Origin of the sequence: Helicobacter rappini, assembly GCF_900198625.1 — a bacterium.
Classification (GTDB): domain Bacteria; phylum Campylobacterota; class Campylobacteria; order Campylobacterales; family Helicobacteraceae; genus Helicobacter_A; species Helicobacter_A rappini.
In genome coordinates this window covers 17,141-32,365 of sequence record NZ_FZPK01000034.1, presented here as the reverse complement: position 1 = coordinate 32,365, position 15,225 = coordinate 17,141, and the positions used below count along the sequence as shown (strand labels likewise).

At 35.6% G+C, this 15,225-nt stretch carries 10 protein-coding genes; all 10 read right to left on the bottom strand.

Annotation, left to right across the window (positions count from 1 at the left end):
• Nucleotides 1-57: 57 nt before the first annotated feature.
• Nucleotides 58-1,902, bottom strand: coding sequence for an ATP-dependent DNA helicase RecG (gene recG, locus C6H17_RS07190; RefSeq protein ID WP_005217598.1), 1,845 nt, complete (start codon nucleotides 1,900-1,902; stop codon nucleotides 58-60).
• Between the two features lie 12 nt (nucleotides 1,903-1,914).
• Nucleotides 1,915-2,991 (bottom strand): SPOR domain-containing protein, encoded by a 1,077-nt coding sequence (locus tag C6H17_RS07185; protein ID WP_005217597.1) that lies wholly within the window; start codon nucleotides 2,989-2,991, stop codon nucleotides 1,915-1,917.
• Between the two features lie 32 nt (nucleotides 2,992-3,023).
• Nucleotides 3,024-3,563: a DUF1882 domain-containing protein gene (locus C6H17_RS07180; protein WP_005217596.1), complete on the bottom strand. Its 540-nt coding sequence runs from the start codon at nucleotides 3,561-3,563 to the stop codon at nucleotides 3,024-3,026.
• 121 nt (nucleotides 3,564-3,684) lie between these two features.
• Nucleotides 3,685-4,935: a serine hydroxymethyltransferase gene (locus tag C6H17_RS07175; protein ID WP_005217595.1), complete on the bottom strand. Its 1,251-nt coding sequence runs from the start codon at nucleotides 4,933-4,935 to the stop codon at nucleotides 3,685-3,687.
• A complete protein-coding gene (lysS, locus tag C6H17_RS07170; RefSeq protein ID WP_005217594.1) occupies nucleotides 4,932-6,452 on the bottom strand; it encodes a lysine--tRNA ligase in 1,521 nt (506 codons plus the stop codon). Before lysS ends, C6H17_RS07175 begins: the two co-directional genes overlap by 4 nt.
• A 17-nt stretch (nucleotides 6,453-6,469) precedes the next feature.
• Nucleotides 6,470-7,069, bottom strand: a complete 600-nt coding sequence (locus tag C6H17_RS07165) for a CvpA family protein (protein ID WP_005217588.1) — start codon at nucleotides 7,067-7,069, stop codon at nucleotides 6,470-6,472.
• A gap of 19 nt (nucleotides 7,070-7,088) precedes the next feature.
• Entirely contained in the window at nucleotides 7,089-8,075 is a 987-nt protein-coding gene (hemC, locus tag C6H17_RS07160) for a hydroxymethylbilane synthase (protein ID WP_004084386.1), read from the bottom strand.
• Nucleotides 8,076-8,243: 168 nt separating this feature from the next.
• Nucleotides 8,244-11,552, bottom strand: a complete 3,309-nt coding sequence (gene polA / locus C6H17_RS07155) for a DNA polymerase I (RefSeq protein WP_005217586.1) — start codon at nucleotides 11,550-11,552, stop codon at nucleotides 8,244-8,246.
• 409 nt (nucleotides 11,553-11,961) lie between these two features.
• A complete protein-coding gene (abc-f, locus tag C6H17_RS07150; RefSeq protein WP_005217580.1) occupies nucleotides 11,962-13,977 on the bottom strand; it encodes a ribosomal protection-like ABC-F family protein in 2,016 nt (671 codons plus the stop codon).
• Entirely contained in the window at nucleotides 13,977-15,131 is a 1,155-nt protein-coding gene (nusA, locus tag C6H17_RS07145; RefSeq protein ID WP_005217578.1) for a transcription termination factor NusA, read from the bottom strand. The genes abc-f and nusA overlap by 1 nt, the downstream gene beginning before the upstream one ends.
• Between the last annotated feature and the right edge of the window lie 94 nt (nucleotides 15,132-15,225).

The following is a 15,225-nucleotide window of genomic DNA, read 5'->3' as shown; positions in this document are numbered from 1 at the left end:
ATTTAGATTCTAAAAATTACGCCCTGAACCCCGTAGCCCACCCATTTGGTTGAGAATTTAGATTCTATCAAGCAAAGCATTTGCCTCTTCTAGAATCTTGCTATCTGTTGAGAGATCAAAATATCTAAATTGCGCGCCACTTTGTAAAATCCCATCGAGTAAATCTCCGCTATTGCGATATTCTAAGTCAAGCTCTGCAATGTCAAAGCCATTTAATGTTTTTGAAAATCGGATCAATCGCTCATTTTGTATTTGATGTGTGTAGAGATAGCAATATCCTTTTAAACCATTACGACTCACACGACCACGAAGCTGATGAAGACTTGCAAGTCCTAGTCTCTCTGCCCCAACGATGACTATAATGCTTAGCTTTGGCAGGGAGATTCCCACCTCAATCATCGTTGTAGCAAGGAGGATTGCACTCTCTGTATTTGCGAATTGCTCTAGCACATCTTCTTTTTCCTTGTCTCTGCCATGTGTGCTAAATACATGTTGAAAATGCTTTATCCAGTAACTCTCTGCATCTTTTAGCGACATGTAGGGAATGGGTGCATAACGAGAATCTTTTATGGGCTTTTCTTTACTTTCATCGGCTTCTTCAATGCGTGGATAAATGATTGCGATTTGATGCCCTTTTGTAAGCTCTGTGCGGATATGCTCTATTAATCTTTGAAAGCCGCTTTTATCAATGATTCTTGTATCAATGTCTTTTTTAAAAGGGAGTTCTTTAATGAATGAAAAAGAGACTACATTGTTTTTTAGCATTGCCATTGTGCGTGGGATTGGCGTGGCAGAGAATTGTATATTATGCGGTTTTGTGCGACCATGTTCATCTTTCCCTTCTAACATTTGCTCTAGCTTACTTCTAGCATTTGTGCCAAATCTATGCTGCTCATCTGTCATAACTAAGGCAAAATCAGTTAAATCACCGCTTCTATAAAGCAGGGCATGTGTGCCGATGATAAAATCGCCCTCTAGCGGCTTTTTTCTCTCTTTTGCATTACTTGATGAAACAAAGCTTATGTTTATATGCTTTGGTAGATATTTCTTTGCTTCTTCAAAAAGCTGTTTAGCAAGGATTGTAGTGGGTGCCATAAGTATTGATTTTTGCGGATAGGCTAATATGACACTTGCTAGAATAACCATAGTTTTACCGCAACCTACATCGCCCATGACAATGCGTCTGCATGCAAATTCATTTTTTAAATCTTCTTGTATGTCTTTTATGGCTTCTTTTTGTGCGTTTGTTAAGCTAAAAGGTAGGGTTTTAAGAAAAGATTCTAAGTCTCCATTGCAACGAAACTTTGAGCGGAATTGTGTTTTCTTTTTACGCAATCTTTGTGTATAAACAAAAATTTCAATAAATTTTAATGCTTCTTGAAAACTCTCTGGCAGGGCTTTTTCTTTACTATATTCTTTAAAAAACTCAAGGTCTGGGTGAAAAATGCGATAAAGTTTATCACTATATTGCTGTGGTATATGTGTGTTTTCAAGGGCTTCTTTTGTGATATGTTTTTGCAGGTCTGCTAGTTTTGTTGTGCGTGTTTTAAACTGCATAGTGATAGTATTTGTTGTGCGTGGAATCTTTGGATTTACAAAAGTAGGGGTTAGGGCATTTGTCATTTTATCATGCTGAAACTCTAATGTTCCTAACACAAAAAGCGTTTTTGTCTCTTGAAATATCTGTGCGTGATAGGGACGGGCATTAAAGATAATAATGCGTAAGGGGGAGTTAAAATCCTTACAAAAAGATTCTATAAAAAGTATATTGTTATGGAATCTTTTCTGCGTGATAGTAACTTCAAGCACACCCCGCTCACCTTGACTAAACTCGGTGATAGGATAGGTTGTATCATAGGATTTTGGAATATTATCTAAACAATAAGAAAGCAGAGCATGCAAAGAATCTTGCCTTTATTTTGCTTGTCTTTGATAGAAGATAACATTTGCTTTTGATTCTACTTCTTCTCTTACTTTTTGTTCTGCTTCTTTTGCTTTATTTTTTGAGATATATGGACCGATTAAATACTTTGACTTCGTAACGCCATCTTCTTCTGTTTTTAATACGCGATAGTTATACTTTGCTATTTTATTCAAAAAGCTTTGAGCTGGAGTTTGTGTGAAAACACCAACTTGTAAATAATAACCTTGCTCTGGTGCTTTACCTTGATTTGCACTTACGACATTATTTTGTGGTTTTGGGATAATATTGTCATTTGGCTTTTTAGTCTCTTTTTCAGAATCTTTTGGCTTAGTAGATTCTGTTTTGGCTGGTTCTTGTTTTTTGGGTTCTGGCTTTTTAGCTTCTGCTTTTTTAGGCTCTTCTTTCTTAGAATCTGTTTGTTTTTTAGAATCTGCCTGTGGTTTTTGTGAAGACTTTGTTGGATCTGGGGCTATTGCTATTGTGGTATCTTTAGGCGGTATTGGTGTGATAACCTTTTTAGGCTCTTCTTTCTTAGATTCTTCTTTTTTAGATTCTGTAGTTTTGTCTATATTCTTTTTATCATTATGTTGCTTTTCAAGATCCCTTAATGCTGCTTGGAAACGCGCATCATTTTCAAGATCATCATCTTTTGATGGTTTTGTGCTGATTGTAGGCATAGAATCAGAGTTTGTAGGCACACCTAATGGTGGGACATTTGACATTGGATTATTTGCTTGTGCTTCGCTCTCTTGTGGTTTTAATGAATCTCTGTTTGTATCTAAACCTAATGGATTTTGAGGTGGAGTTTGAGAATCGAGATTATGCGCGTAAGGCAGTGTCCTATCTTTAGACTCATTTAATGCTAGTCCATCTTTATTTTGATTTTGCATTGCTTGATTCTGCATATCTTGCAATGGATTATCTCTAGTCATCACCCATGCGATGATTAAAAATACAGATATTAAAATGATGGCCACAATGGTTAAAAGCAATATGGTTTTTGTTTTATTTTTGCTTCCATTGTCATTTTGAAAAATATCATTAACTGCTTTATTGTCGTCTTTCATTGTATAATCCTTTATAGTCTAAAATTTCTCTATTACATGTGTTTCGCCCATGCACCACGCTCTTTTGCATAGACTTCATAGGGCAATGTCAAAATATTAAATTGCGGTGGGACATCATTGCTTGGAAACATACGCCACTCAACAGGACATTTTGAGGCAAGCTTCATAGAAAGGTTTTTTGCAAGTCTTTTTCCTTCTTCTAAATCTGTATGCCCTTTGTGTATGTATAAATGCAAATGACCGGGCGTTTTTGTTTGATAAGCAGTAAAGTTAATAAAGCCTTCATCACGCAACATTAATTGCGCTCTATGATAGAATCTTTGCGGATCTCTGCCATTATAATCAAACACAATATTTTCTACCTTATTGCCACGCAATATAAGAGAATGTGCGACAATAATTTCTTTGCGAAAATGGGCTTGCATAACTTGAGAAGTAAGCATAGAATCTACTCGCTCAAATTTATCGTAAAATATGCGTCCGTTATGAGTGGTTTTCTGCCCTAAGCCTTTCGCTTTTGTATAGTAATAGCGTGTGTCAATCTTTATTAACTTGAGTTCCATTTCGGTCATTTGCTATTCCTTATTGCATTTATACTACTTCATTTAAATTTGTAATTGTAACATGCTTTAAGTAAGTTTTGCATTACAAGTTACAATTACAAGGAAATTTTTCTTATTGCTAATAATACGACTAGAAAATCGCCTTATCATAAACAAGAAATTCCTTGCCAAGTTCTGCTACTTCAGCCTTTATTTTTTGCTGCAAGGCTGTGTTATTAATATTATTTAGAATCTCTGCTATTTTTTCTGCTATCCATGTAAATTCTTTCTCTTTCATACCCCTTGCGGTAAGGGCTGGTGAGCCTATCCTTATGCCGCTTGTTACAAATGGAGAGCGAGTTTCACCCGGGACCGTGTTTTTATTAATCGTAATTCCTGCATTACCTAAGGCAATATCTGCGTCTTTGCCGCTAAAATCTTTCTTTAAGAAACTCATAAGCACTAAGTGATTATCTGTGCCACCACTTACTAAATCAAAGCCCGATTTTACTAAAACTTCCGCTAAAACTTTAATATTTGCTTTGACTTGCTTTGCATAGGTTTTCCATTCTGGTTTTAAATTCTCCCCAAAGCCAATAGCCTTTCCTGCGATAACATGCATAAGCGGACCGCCCTGCATACCCGGAAATACCATTTTATCAATCTTTTGCGCGATCTCTTCATTATTTGTAAGTATCACGCCACCCCTTGGACCACGCAGCGTTTTGTGTGTAGTGGTGCTAACAATATCACAATATGGAAAAGGATTAGGATATTCCCCTGCCACAACAAGCCCTGCTACATGTGCGATGTCAGCCATAAGGATAGCCCCTACAGAATCTGCAATTTCTCTAAATTTTGCAAAATCAAGTGTGCGAGTATAAGCTGAAAATCCACATACAATAATATTTGGCTTCACAACCTTTGCATATTCCATAACCTTATCATAATTAATATAGCCATCAAGCTCAACACCATAAAAAAAGCTTTGATACATTTTACCACTCATGCTAACTTTTGCACCATGTGTTAAATGCCCACCATGACTTAAATCCATGCCTAGTATCTTATCATAAGGTTTAAGCAGTGCCCCATAGATTGCTGCGTTTGCTTGACTGCCTGAATGTGGTTGCACATTTGCATATTTACAACCAAAAAGCTTTTTGGCTCTCTCAATCGCTAAAGATTCTATAGAATCTACAAATTCACAACCACCATAATACCTTTTGCCCGGATAACCCTCTGCATATTTATTTGTCAAAATGCTACCCATAGCTTCCATAACACTTGGAAAAGTGTAGTTTTCACTCGCAATCATCTCTAAATGCTCGTTTTGTCGTTGCAACTCTTTTTGTATCAAAGAAAAGATTTCAAAATCTGTTGTTTGCATTGTATAACTCATGCTTGCTCCTCTTTTGTAATAGAATTATAGTTTTCACTCACTGGTTTCATCGCAGGGAATAAAAGCACATCTTTGATAGACTTATTATTCGTTAAAAGCATAACAAGCCTATCAATGCCTATGCCCTCCCCAGCAGTAGGTGGCATACCATGCCCTAACGCCCATACATAATCTTCGTCCATATATTGTGCCTCTTCATCACCCTTTTCTTTCTCTGCTACTTGTGCCCTAAATCGCTCAAGTTGGTCTAAGGGATCATTTAATTCTGAAAAGCCATTAGCAAGCTCTCTGCCACCGATAAAAAACTCAAATCTATCCGCAATATTTGAATGTGTGTCGTTTCGCCTTGCAAGTGGGCTAATCTCAATGGGATATTCTGTGATAAAAGTTGGATTAATAAGCTTAGATTCTACAAAATTATCAAAAGCTTCACTTAGCAATTTATCATGACTTAAGCCCTCTTCTATCTTTATATTATTTTGCTTTAAAAACGCATGGAGTTTATCTCTATCTTCAATTATATCTTTGTCTATATTGCCTATTTTTGCTAAAGATTCTCTATAAGTCATAACGCTAAATTGCGTGAAATCAATCAGCATATCGCCAAAAGGCAGCTGCTTTGGTAGGTTGAGAGAATCTAAGAGATAATCAAACAATTCTTTTGTCAGCGTGATTAAGTCGTGGTAAGTATGATATGCCCAATAAAACTCAATCATGCTAAATTCAGGATTATGACTATGGTCTATGCCTTCATTACGAAAATTTCTATTAATCTCAAATACCGCTTCAAAGCCCCCTACAACAAGTCGTTTCAAATATAACTCTGGGGCAATGCGTAAATATCTCTCTACATCAAGGGCATTATGATGAGTGATGAAAGGACGCGCATTAGCACCACCGGGGATTGGGTGCAACATCGGCGTTTCAACTTCTAAGAATCCTTTGTTTTCAAAGAATTTACGCACACAAGAGACTATCGCACTACGCATACGAAAAGTCTCTTTTACCTCACGATTTACAATTAAGTCTAAATATCTTTGTCGATAGCGAAGCTCAATATCACTTAGTCCATGAAACTTTTCTGGTAATGGCACAATGGCTTTTGTGAGAATCTTAAATTCTAGTGCATGCAGACTAAGCTCCCCTGTCTTTGTAACAAAGGGGAAACCATAGACATTTACAATATCGCCAACCTCTAAATTTTTCTTTAGAATCTTAAAAAGATCACCTAGCTCATTTTGTGAGAAATAAATCTGTAAAATCGCATATTCATCTTCAATCTTTATAAAGCTTGCCTTACCCATAAGTCGCAAAAACTTTACCCTACCCTTTACCCATAGCTTAGAATCTTCGTCTTTTTTCTCATCAGATTCTAGATTTTTTAGTGTATCAAATTTCTCTAAAAAGCTTTTATTATCAAGACTTACTTCACAATCATTTCTATATGGATTTAGATTTTCTTCTCTTAGTGTTTGTGCTTTTTCAATTCTTTGCTGGATATAGACATTATCAAACATATATTCTCCTTATAAATTTATTTTATTACGCTTTTTACCACTTCATTAGCGGCTTTTGTGGCTGCCTTTTTTACCTCTTTTTTAGCTGTCTCTTCAACCTCTACATATTGTTTTTGTAAATCTTGCAAAGCTTCTATACTCATAATTTTTTCGGCAACTTCATACATTATAGGATAACTTCTTGTGCCTTCAGTCAATTCTTTAATGGGATCTTTTAAGAATCCAACCTGTGTCAGCCCATATACAACAACGCATAAAATCACAAAATATTTTAACGCCGAAAATACATAACCACCAAAATAATTTATAATCGCAATCTCTGGTAAAATCACAACAAAACGCGCGACAATAACGCCAAGCACAAGAAAGCCAATCCACACAAGTGCAAGGATAAGGATAAAAGCAAGCATTAATAAAATATGCCTATTCTCAAAGCTTAGCCCTGCTAACTCAATATATTTTGCCCCATCAATACAATATTTAGAGGCACAATAGATTCCAATCACAATGCCAAGAACGCCCATAATCTCATGGATAAGCCCATTTTTAAGCCCACGCAATCCAAGCACAGCGACAATAATTATAACGGCAATATCTACATAATGCTTTGTTTCCATATAGAATCCTTAAATCTTTTTAGTTTAAACTTGTGCGAACTTCTTCTAAAATTTCCATAACGCCATTTTTCTTTAGCGTATTAATCATATCTTGCAATGCGTATTCTACCTCACCTTTATTGCACACACGAGTTTCAGTAAGCACTTTTGAAGCGTCCAAATTCCCTACAACACACTGAATCTCTATTTCTTTTGAATCTAAAATCTGTGCGTGTATGCCAATGGGTGATTGACAACCACCACCAAGTAATTGTATAAAAGCTCTCTCAATATTACAGCATAACGCACTTTTAGAATCATGCAAAGATTCTAAAACTTTCATAATCGCTTGATCTCTAAAATCTGGCGAATACTTAGGATCTCTACACTCAATGCCAAGTGAGCCTTGCCCCATAGCGGGGATAAATTGATTTATCTGTAAATGCGAGATAAAGCCAATATCATCTTTCAAATCAAGACGATTTAACCCCGCACTAGCAAGGATAATCGCATCAAACTCACCCTTACGCAATTTCTCTAATCGTGTCTGCACATTGCCCCTTAGGCTTTGTGTGTCTAAATCCTGCCTTATACGCTTTAGCTGCATGCTACGGCGAAGTGAAGTCGTGCCGACTTTTGCACCCTGTGGCAATGAAGCAATATCTGCATATTTTTCACTCACAAAGCAATCTCTAGCATCTTCTCTTTGCGTGATAGAAACAAGCATTAATTCTGGTGGAATAGCAATGGGAACATCTTTTAGTGAATGCACAGCAAAGTCAATCCCACCACTTAACAATTCATTCTCTAACTCTTTTGTAAAAAGTCCCTTGCCGCCTATTTTTGCAAGCGGTGCATCAAGGATTTTATCGCCCTTTGTTTTGATAGTTTTTAGCACAACTTGAAAGCCAAGCGATTCTAATTTTTCTTTGATATGATTTGCCTGCCATAAGGCTAAGAGAGACCCCCTTGTGCCAAGCACAAGCGGTTTTTCTTGCACCACATCGCTATAACGCTTTGCTATCATACTATCCTCCCAAATAAAACGCATATTATAATATATAATTTTCAAAAAATAAAGCTGTGGTTTATAGAGTTTGGTTTAAAAGTGAGTTATTTATGCCAAATTTTACATGTCATGCAGTATGCTAGATTCCATAATATTACGCTTAGAATCTTAAATTTATTGTAGCAATTATTTCAACTCCGCCCAAGTATTGCCTATGGATAGGTTACATACAAGTGGCACTTTTAGTTTATAGATATTCTCCATAATCTCTTTTAACTCTTTGCTTAAAGATTCTATAATGCTATCTTTTATCTCAAAAATCAATTCATCATGCACTTGTAAAAGCATAAAGCAATCATTATCTAAAGATTCTATTTTCTTATAAATCTCATTCATGCTAAGCTTTATTAAATCTGCGGCACTGCCTTGAAATATTGTATTTACCCCTTCCCTTAAAAAGTTTGCCCTCATAAATTCAGTCGCACTAAAAAAGTCAAAATACCTTTTTCTACCAAGTAAAGTGCTGCTATATCCATTTTTGAGAATAGAATCTTTTTGTGATTCTAAAAACTGCTTGACACTAGGAAATGTCGCAAAATAGTCTTCGATATATTGCTTTGCCTCAGTTTGTGTGATATTTAGCGTTTGTGATAGCTTCCTTGCGCCCATGCCATAGATTAAACCAAAGTTAATAGACTTTGCTATGCTTCTTAAAAGTGAAAAGTCTTTATTAGAATCTTTAAAAAGCAATTTTGCCGTTTCTGCGTGAATATCAGCATTATTATGAAAAGATTCTAATAGCACTTTATCCCCGCTAAAATGTGCTAATAATCGCAACTCAATCTGTGAGTAATCAAGGCTTAAAAGCTTATATCCATCTCTACTTACAAAGCCCTTGCGGATACTTCTGCCCATCTCACTACGCACGGGGATATTTTGAAGATTTGGGGATTTTGAGCTTAATCTGCCTGTATTTGTGCCTGTTTGTAGAAAAGTCGTATAGATTCTATTCTCATTTTTACCCAACTTTAATATAGGCTCAATATAGGTGCTAAAAAGCTTGAAAATCTCCCTATACTCAAGTAATAAAGGCACAACCGGGTGAGAATCTTTTAAGGCAAGTAATGTAGCCTCATCAGTGCTATATCCGCTTTTACCCTTTCTTTTTGTATCAAGCTTTAATGTATCAAATAGAATCTCTGCGACTTGCTTTGGTGAGTTAAGATTAAAAGATACCCCAGCTTTTTCATAGATTTCTTGCTGTAATTGCTGCAAGGTGTGGCTAAAAGTAGTCTTTAGATTCTTAAAATATGAATAATTGATAGCAATACCGCAATCCTCCATAGCACAAAGTGTGCGTATAAAAGGAAACTCTAAGTCTTTAGCAAGTGTGAATAAATGCGGATAAAGCGTATTTTTAAAATAAAAATAAAGCTGAAAAGTAGCCGCCGCATCTTCTGCTGCATAGTTACTCGCCGTCTTTATATCAATAGAATCAAAGGTAGCTTTCTTAGGGACAATATCGCTAAAGGCTATCATATTGTGATTAAAATGCTTTTTCATAAGATTATCTAAACTCACGCTTTGACTTGGGTCATCAAGCCATGCAAGCAACATAGAATCTTGTGGTGTATGCTTAGGCTTTATACCAAAATTATGCCATGCTATATGTAAATCAAACTTGATATTATGCCCTATAAGTGGATAGCTAAAGAGTATTTCTAAGGCTTTTTTTGCATCGCTTTGAGAGATTTGTGCGGGGGCGTTTGTTGTATCATTATCTGCAGAATCTTTACTCATTGTCGTATCATCAAATAGTGAGAATGTAGGCTTTGCTTCTTCTGTGCTAAAAAGATTCTGTGATATGCTTTGAGATTTCATAACTTCATATTTGGATTTTTCACGCTTTATCCCACCATGTAAAAATGGCACATAATAAGCATGCAATCCATCAAAGCAAAAGCTAAATCCTACCATATCAGCTTCTCTCACATCTAAGCCATTTGTTTCACAATCAAATGCGACTAAATTTCCTTTTGGGATAGATTCTAATAGGCTAAAAAGTTCTTTAGAATCTGTGATTAAATGGGGGATATATTGAAATGTTGGATTTTGTAGATTCTGTGTCAAATTTGTGTGGGCTGCTAGATTATTGTCATATTGAGTGCGTAAGCACGAAATATCTCTTTTCGATTCCATGCTAGATGTTTCGCTACACTCAACATGACAAATATTAGAATCTAGATTCTCTATCAAATCTGGGCGGGTGCAGGGTTTAGGGTGCATTTTTGTAGAATCTAGATTCCAATCCAAATTTGGGTGGGCTACGGGGTTTAGGGCGTAATTTATAGAATCTAAATGATTGTCATATTGAGACGAAGTCGAAATATCACTTTTAGCTTTCATATTAGATACTTCGCCTAAAGGCTCAGTATGACAACTTATGGAATCTAGATTTTTAACCACTTGGGTGGGTGTAGGGCTTTGGGATGCATTTTCTTTAGAATCTCCGCTATTTTGCGACCTAAATCCTGCCCTCTGCTCAAATGGATTAGCACCTATATCCCCCAAAGGTATGGTTTCTACATGTTGTGTATTATTTTTGCGTCTTGGTAGTATCTTTTGTAAAATCCTGTGTAATTCATAGGATTCTAACTCATCTTTGATAGTCAGCAAAGGCGAAGTCTCAAACTCATTTTTCTTACTTAAAAAATCATAATTTTGTAATAAATCCGTGCGTAAAGTTACAAGATTCCTACTTATAAAGGCTTGTTCTTTATGTTCTTTTATAAGTCCCGCTGTGCGTTTGCCAAGCAGTGATACTATATTTTCATAATCTTTTTCTATACTTTCATATAAAGATTCTAAGCTTTTAAAATGTGCCAAAATGCTTTGTGCGCCCTTTGGACCAATGCCCTTAATCCCGGGCACATTATCACTAGAATCCCCAACAATACTTTGATACATGATAAAATCATTTGGCAAAACACCAAATTTTTCATAACATTCTTTTTGCGTGATGGCTTGTTTTTTCGCATAATCAAAGATATAAATCCCCTCACTTATCAGCTGATACAAGTCTTTATCATGGCTAATGATTTGTGTTTCATAGCCATCTTTTTTAGCAAGGGTAGCAAGGGTAGCTATGCAGTCATCAGCCTCATAGCCTTGCAGTGAGAGCGTAGGAAGTCCCATTTTCTCTAGCCACTCTATTGCCACAGGGAGTTGTGCTAAAAGGTCTTGCGGGGATTCTTTTCTGTTTGCCTTATATTGTGGATAAAACTCTTTTCGCCTATTTGTCCCGCCACCCTCAAGTGTGAAAATAATACATGAATCTTTATGTTCTTTATAGAGATTGAAAATAAGTGTTGCAAAGCCAGTTAGCAGGGAAGTTGGAAAATGCTTTGAGTTATGCAATGGTGGCAGGGCATAATAACTACGAAAAAAGAAGCCAAAAGTATCAACAAGTATAACTTTTGAGAGAGTATTTTGCATGTTGTTCCTTTGTGTGTGAGGTTGGAATATTTTTATTTTGTGTATATAGAGATTCTGTTTTGTAGTGTTAGAATCTAGAACTACAAAGCTACATTATAGCATAAATGCAAATGTGAGTTTTAATACTTATAGCAATGATGATGTAGTTTTTGTTTCTCTAGAGTCTATTTTTGCATATATAGCCTCAAACGAAAATCTAATGTGTTAAGATTTGCTATTATCTTAAGTCTAAGGCATTTTTAGCATATCCCATTGATAATCTAGTATTCCAATATTAGTTGTATATGCCACATAAAATACAAAGCAACCAAATATTTTATATTTTTTCTTCAACAAAAAGCAATTATCTCATCTTTATAGCACAAATCTTTTGCTTGTCTTTATGTATTTTTATTACTAACTACATACATCACAATTTCATACTCAATTCTTCATATCTCTGCCATTTATAATCAAGGGCTTTTTTTGCTTCTTCTAATTCATTACTTAAAGTTTGGATTCCATATTTTTCGTATTCACTTGGTGTGCCTAGCTTATATTCTAAATCTTTAATACATGCTTCAAGTCTCTCTATATCTTCTTCTAAGCTATCATATTCCCTTTGGTCTTTATAGCTTAGCTTTTTTGGTTTTGCTTCATTTTTTGGAATCTCTTGCGTTTTATTAGATTTTGTTTCAGTCTGTATAGAATCTTTTTTTATAGAATCTTGTCCTTTAGAATCTTTGAGTTCATTTTGCAATGTATAAATCTCTTGCAACTCGCTTTGTGTGTCTAAAAACTCACTATATTTCGCATGAGTGATAATATAATTTTGCTGCATAGAATCCATAGAATTTTGTAAGACTAAAAGTCGCTGTGCGATTTTATCTGTAAAATATCTATCATGGCTTACAAAAATGATGGCACATTCACTTTGCATAAGATAATCTTCTAAAATATTCATTGTCGCAATGTCTAAGTCATTTGTAGGTTCATCAAGGATAAGGCAGTCATACTGCTTTGAAAACAATAGGGCAAGTGCCACTCTTGACTGCTCCCCACCGCTAAGCATACCTATCTTTTTATCTAAATCTTCCTTAGGAAATAAAAAGCTTTTGAGATAGCCATATACATGTATATTTTTGCCACGCACACTCACTCTATCCCCGCCATTAGGGCAAAATGTCTCAATGAGTGTTTTTGTGGGATCTAGCATTTTTTTATGCTGGTCAAAATAGCCAATATCTATATCGCCTCTTAATATCTCGCCTTGAAAATGAATGCCTTTTGCTTTTAGAAATAAGGGGTCTTCATGCAAAAGACAATGAAGCAAAGTGCTTTTACCGCTGCCATTTTTTCCTACAATGGCGATTTTTTCTTGCTGCATAATACGCAGATTAAGATTCTTAAGAAGTGGCTTATCATGGATATAAAGTGTAATATCTTTTAATTCAAATAGCATTTTCTTTGTGTTTTTTATAGAATCTTTTGGCAATTCTTTGAGTGTTTTTTCAAGTGTTTGAGTGATACTTCTAGCAAGGCTTGGCATGGATTTTACTTTTTCTCGCAACTGCATTAGCCGCTCTTTTCTGCCCTCATTTCTTTTTCTTCTTGCTTGCACGCCTTTTTGTAGCCATTGCTCTTCTGTTTTTAGAATCTTTTTTAAGGCTTCATTTTCTTTCATGAGATTTGCAAGCATTTGTGCTTTCGCTTGAAGATATGAAAGGTAACCACCGCTAAAATTTGTAAGCTTAGCATTATCAAGCTCTACAATCCTTGTAGCAAGATTATCAATAAAATATCTATCATGACTGATAAAAATAATACTTGCTTGCATGTTTTTCAAATAATTTTCTAAGAAAGCGACCATATCGACATCAAGGTGATTTGTCGGCTCATCAAGGATAATAATATCCGCACTTTTAATGAGAATGCTTGCTAACATAATCCTTTTTTGCTCGCCCCCACTTAGCGTTATAGCAAGTCTATCTGCAAAGCATTCTAGCCCAAAAGATTGCATAATATTTTTTACCTTAAGCTCTAAATCCCAACCATCATGCCTATCAATGTATGAATGCAGCATGTTATATTCTGTTGATAGCACAGCATTGTTTGCAAAGTCTTCTTGCTGCATGATTTCTTGCAATCGTTTGTGTGATTGCTTGAGATTATAAAGGCTATTTTCAAGCACTTCTGTTACGCTATAATTGGGATTAAAGCTAATATGTTGCGGCAGGGATAGAATCTCAATATCATTTTTTACAATTCTTTGTCCAGAATCTTGTGCTATTTTTCCTTCTATGATTTGTAAAAGTGTGCTTTTACCGCAGCCATTTTTGCCTATTATTGCGACTTTTTCATGTGTGTCAATACTAAAATGCGTTTCTTTTAAAAGTAGCTTTGTGTCATATTGCTTACTTATCTCATTGAGTGAGAGTAATGCCATTATGAGTTGCCTTTAAAAAGAGATTCTAATGCTTCTAGTCCTAGCTTTTTGTCTTCATCTTTTTCTGTGGAATCTTTAGTTGTTATTTGCTCGCTAGGCTTATCAGCTACTTCTTGTAACTCAAAGTCATAGCCTGTTAGCATACTTGCAAGGCGGATATTCACACCTGCTTTACCAATGGCTTTTGACTTTTGTGATTTTGCGATTTGCACTATTGCCTTTGGCTTTTCTTCTTCTGTATCTGCTTTCTGCAATTTCACAGAAATAACTTGGGCTGGTGATAGAGACTTTGCTACAAAGATTTCTGGCACACTTGAGTATTCAATGCAGTCTATATTTTCGCCGTGTAATTCTTTGCTTACAGCATTAATTCTCACGCCTCTTGCACCGACAGCAGAGCCGATTGGATCAATCTTTGGATTATTTGTATAAAGGGCTACTTTTGCCTTTTCACCGGGTATGCGTGCGATTTTATAGATTGAGACTTCGCCATCTTTTATTTCTGGCACTTCAAGCATGAGTAGCTCTTCTAGTAGCTTTGGCGTTGTGCGTGAAAGCTCGATTTTAACACCATTTTTTGTGATTCTAACAGATTTTAGGATAGATCGCACTGGCTGCCCGACTTTAAACTTCTCACCTTTAATGCGATTTTTAAGCGATAATATCGCACGAGTTTCACCTATCTCTATGGAAGTATTCCCCTCATCATCGACATGCACTACCTGCCCGATTACAATATGACCTATATCTTTTTCAAACGCTTTTAGTATCTCTTGCTCGTTTAGCTTTTGAATCTGATAGGTAATATCGTGGAATATATTATTTACCGCATTACGATTCATACCCTCTAAATTGATTTGATACTCAAGCTCATCACCTGTATTTACATTTTCTACAAGGCTTCTAGCTTCATTTAGTGGGATATGCGTAGATTCTAAGTCTTTACTAAAAGAAGAATCATCGCACACAATCATTTTTTGCACAAGACGCAATTCTTTTGCACTCCAATCTTCTATAACAACAAAGTTTGCATTCTCGTTAATCTCTTTTTTTGCCATTTTTACCATAGAATCTTTAATCGCTAATACGACTTGGTCTTGTGGCAAACCATTTTCTGACGCTATCATTTCAACTATATCTAAAATCTTTTCCATTATAAAACCTTAATTTATTTTTGCGTATTCTTGATATGTGGGAGTATATAAAGAAGAGTGAAATTCTAGCATAACTTTACTAATATGCAAATTA

Bases quoted from the DNA above. Each gene is read 5' to 3' on its own strand.
- C6H17_RS07185 (WP_005217597.1), bottom strand. From the start codon at position 2,991: ATGAAAGACGACAATAAAGCAGTTAATGATATTTTTCAAAATGACAAT.
- C6H17_RS07180 (WP_005217596.1), bottom strand. From the start codon at position 3,563: ATGACCGAAATGGAACTCAAGTTAATAAAGATTGACACACGCTATTAC.
- C6H17_RS07175 (WP_005217595.1), bottom strand. From the start codon at position 4,935: ATGAGTTATACAATGCAAACAACAGATTTTGAAATCTTTTCTTTGATA.
- lysS (WP_005217594.1), bottom strand. From the start codon at position 6,452: ATGTTTGATAATGTCTATATCCAGCAAAGAATTGAAAAAGCACAAACA.
- C6H17_RS07165 (WP_005217588.1), bottom strand. From the start codon at position 7,069: ATGGAAACAAAGCATTATGTAGATATTGCCGTTATAATTATTGTCGCT.
- hemC (WP_004084386.1), bottom strand. From the start codon at position 8,075: ATGATAGCAAAGCGTTATAGCGATGTGGTGCAAGAAAAACCGCTTGTG.
- polA (WP_005217586.1), bottom strand. From the start codon at position 11,552: ATGCAAAATACTCTCTCAAAAGTTATACTTGTTGATACTTTTGGCTTC.
- abc-f (WP_005217580.1), bottom strand. From the start codon at position 13,977: ATGGCATTACTCTCACTCAATGAGATAAGTAAGCAATATGACACAAAG.
- nusA (WP_005217578.1), bottom strand. From the start codon at position 15,131: ATGGAAAAGATTTTAGATATAGTTGAAATGATAGCGTCAGAAAATGGT.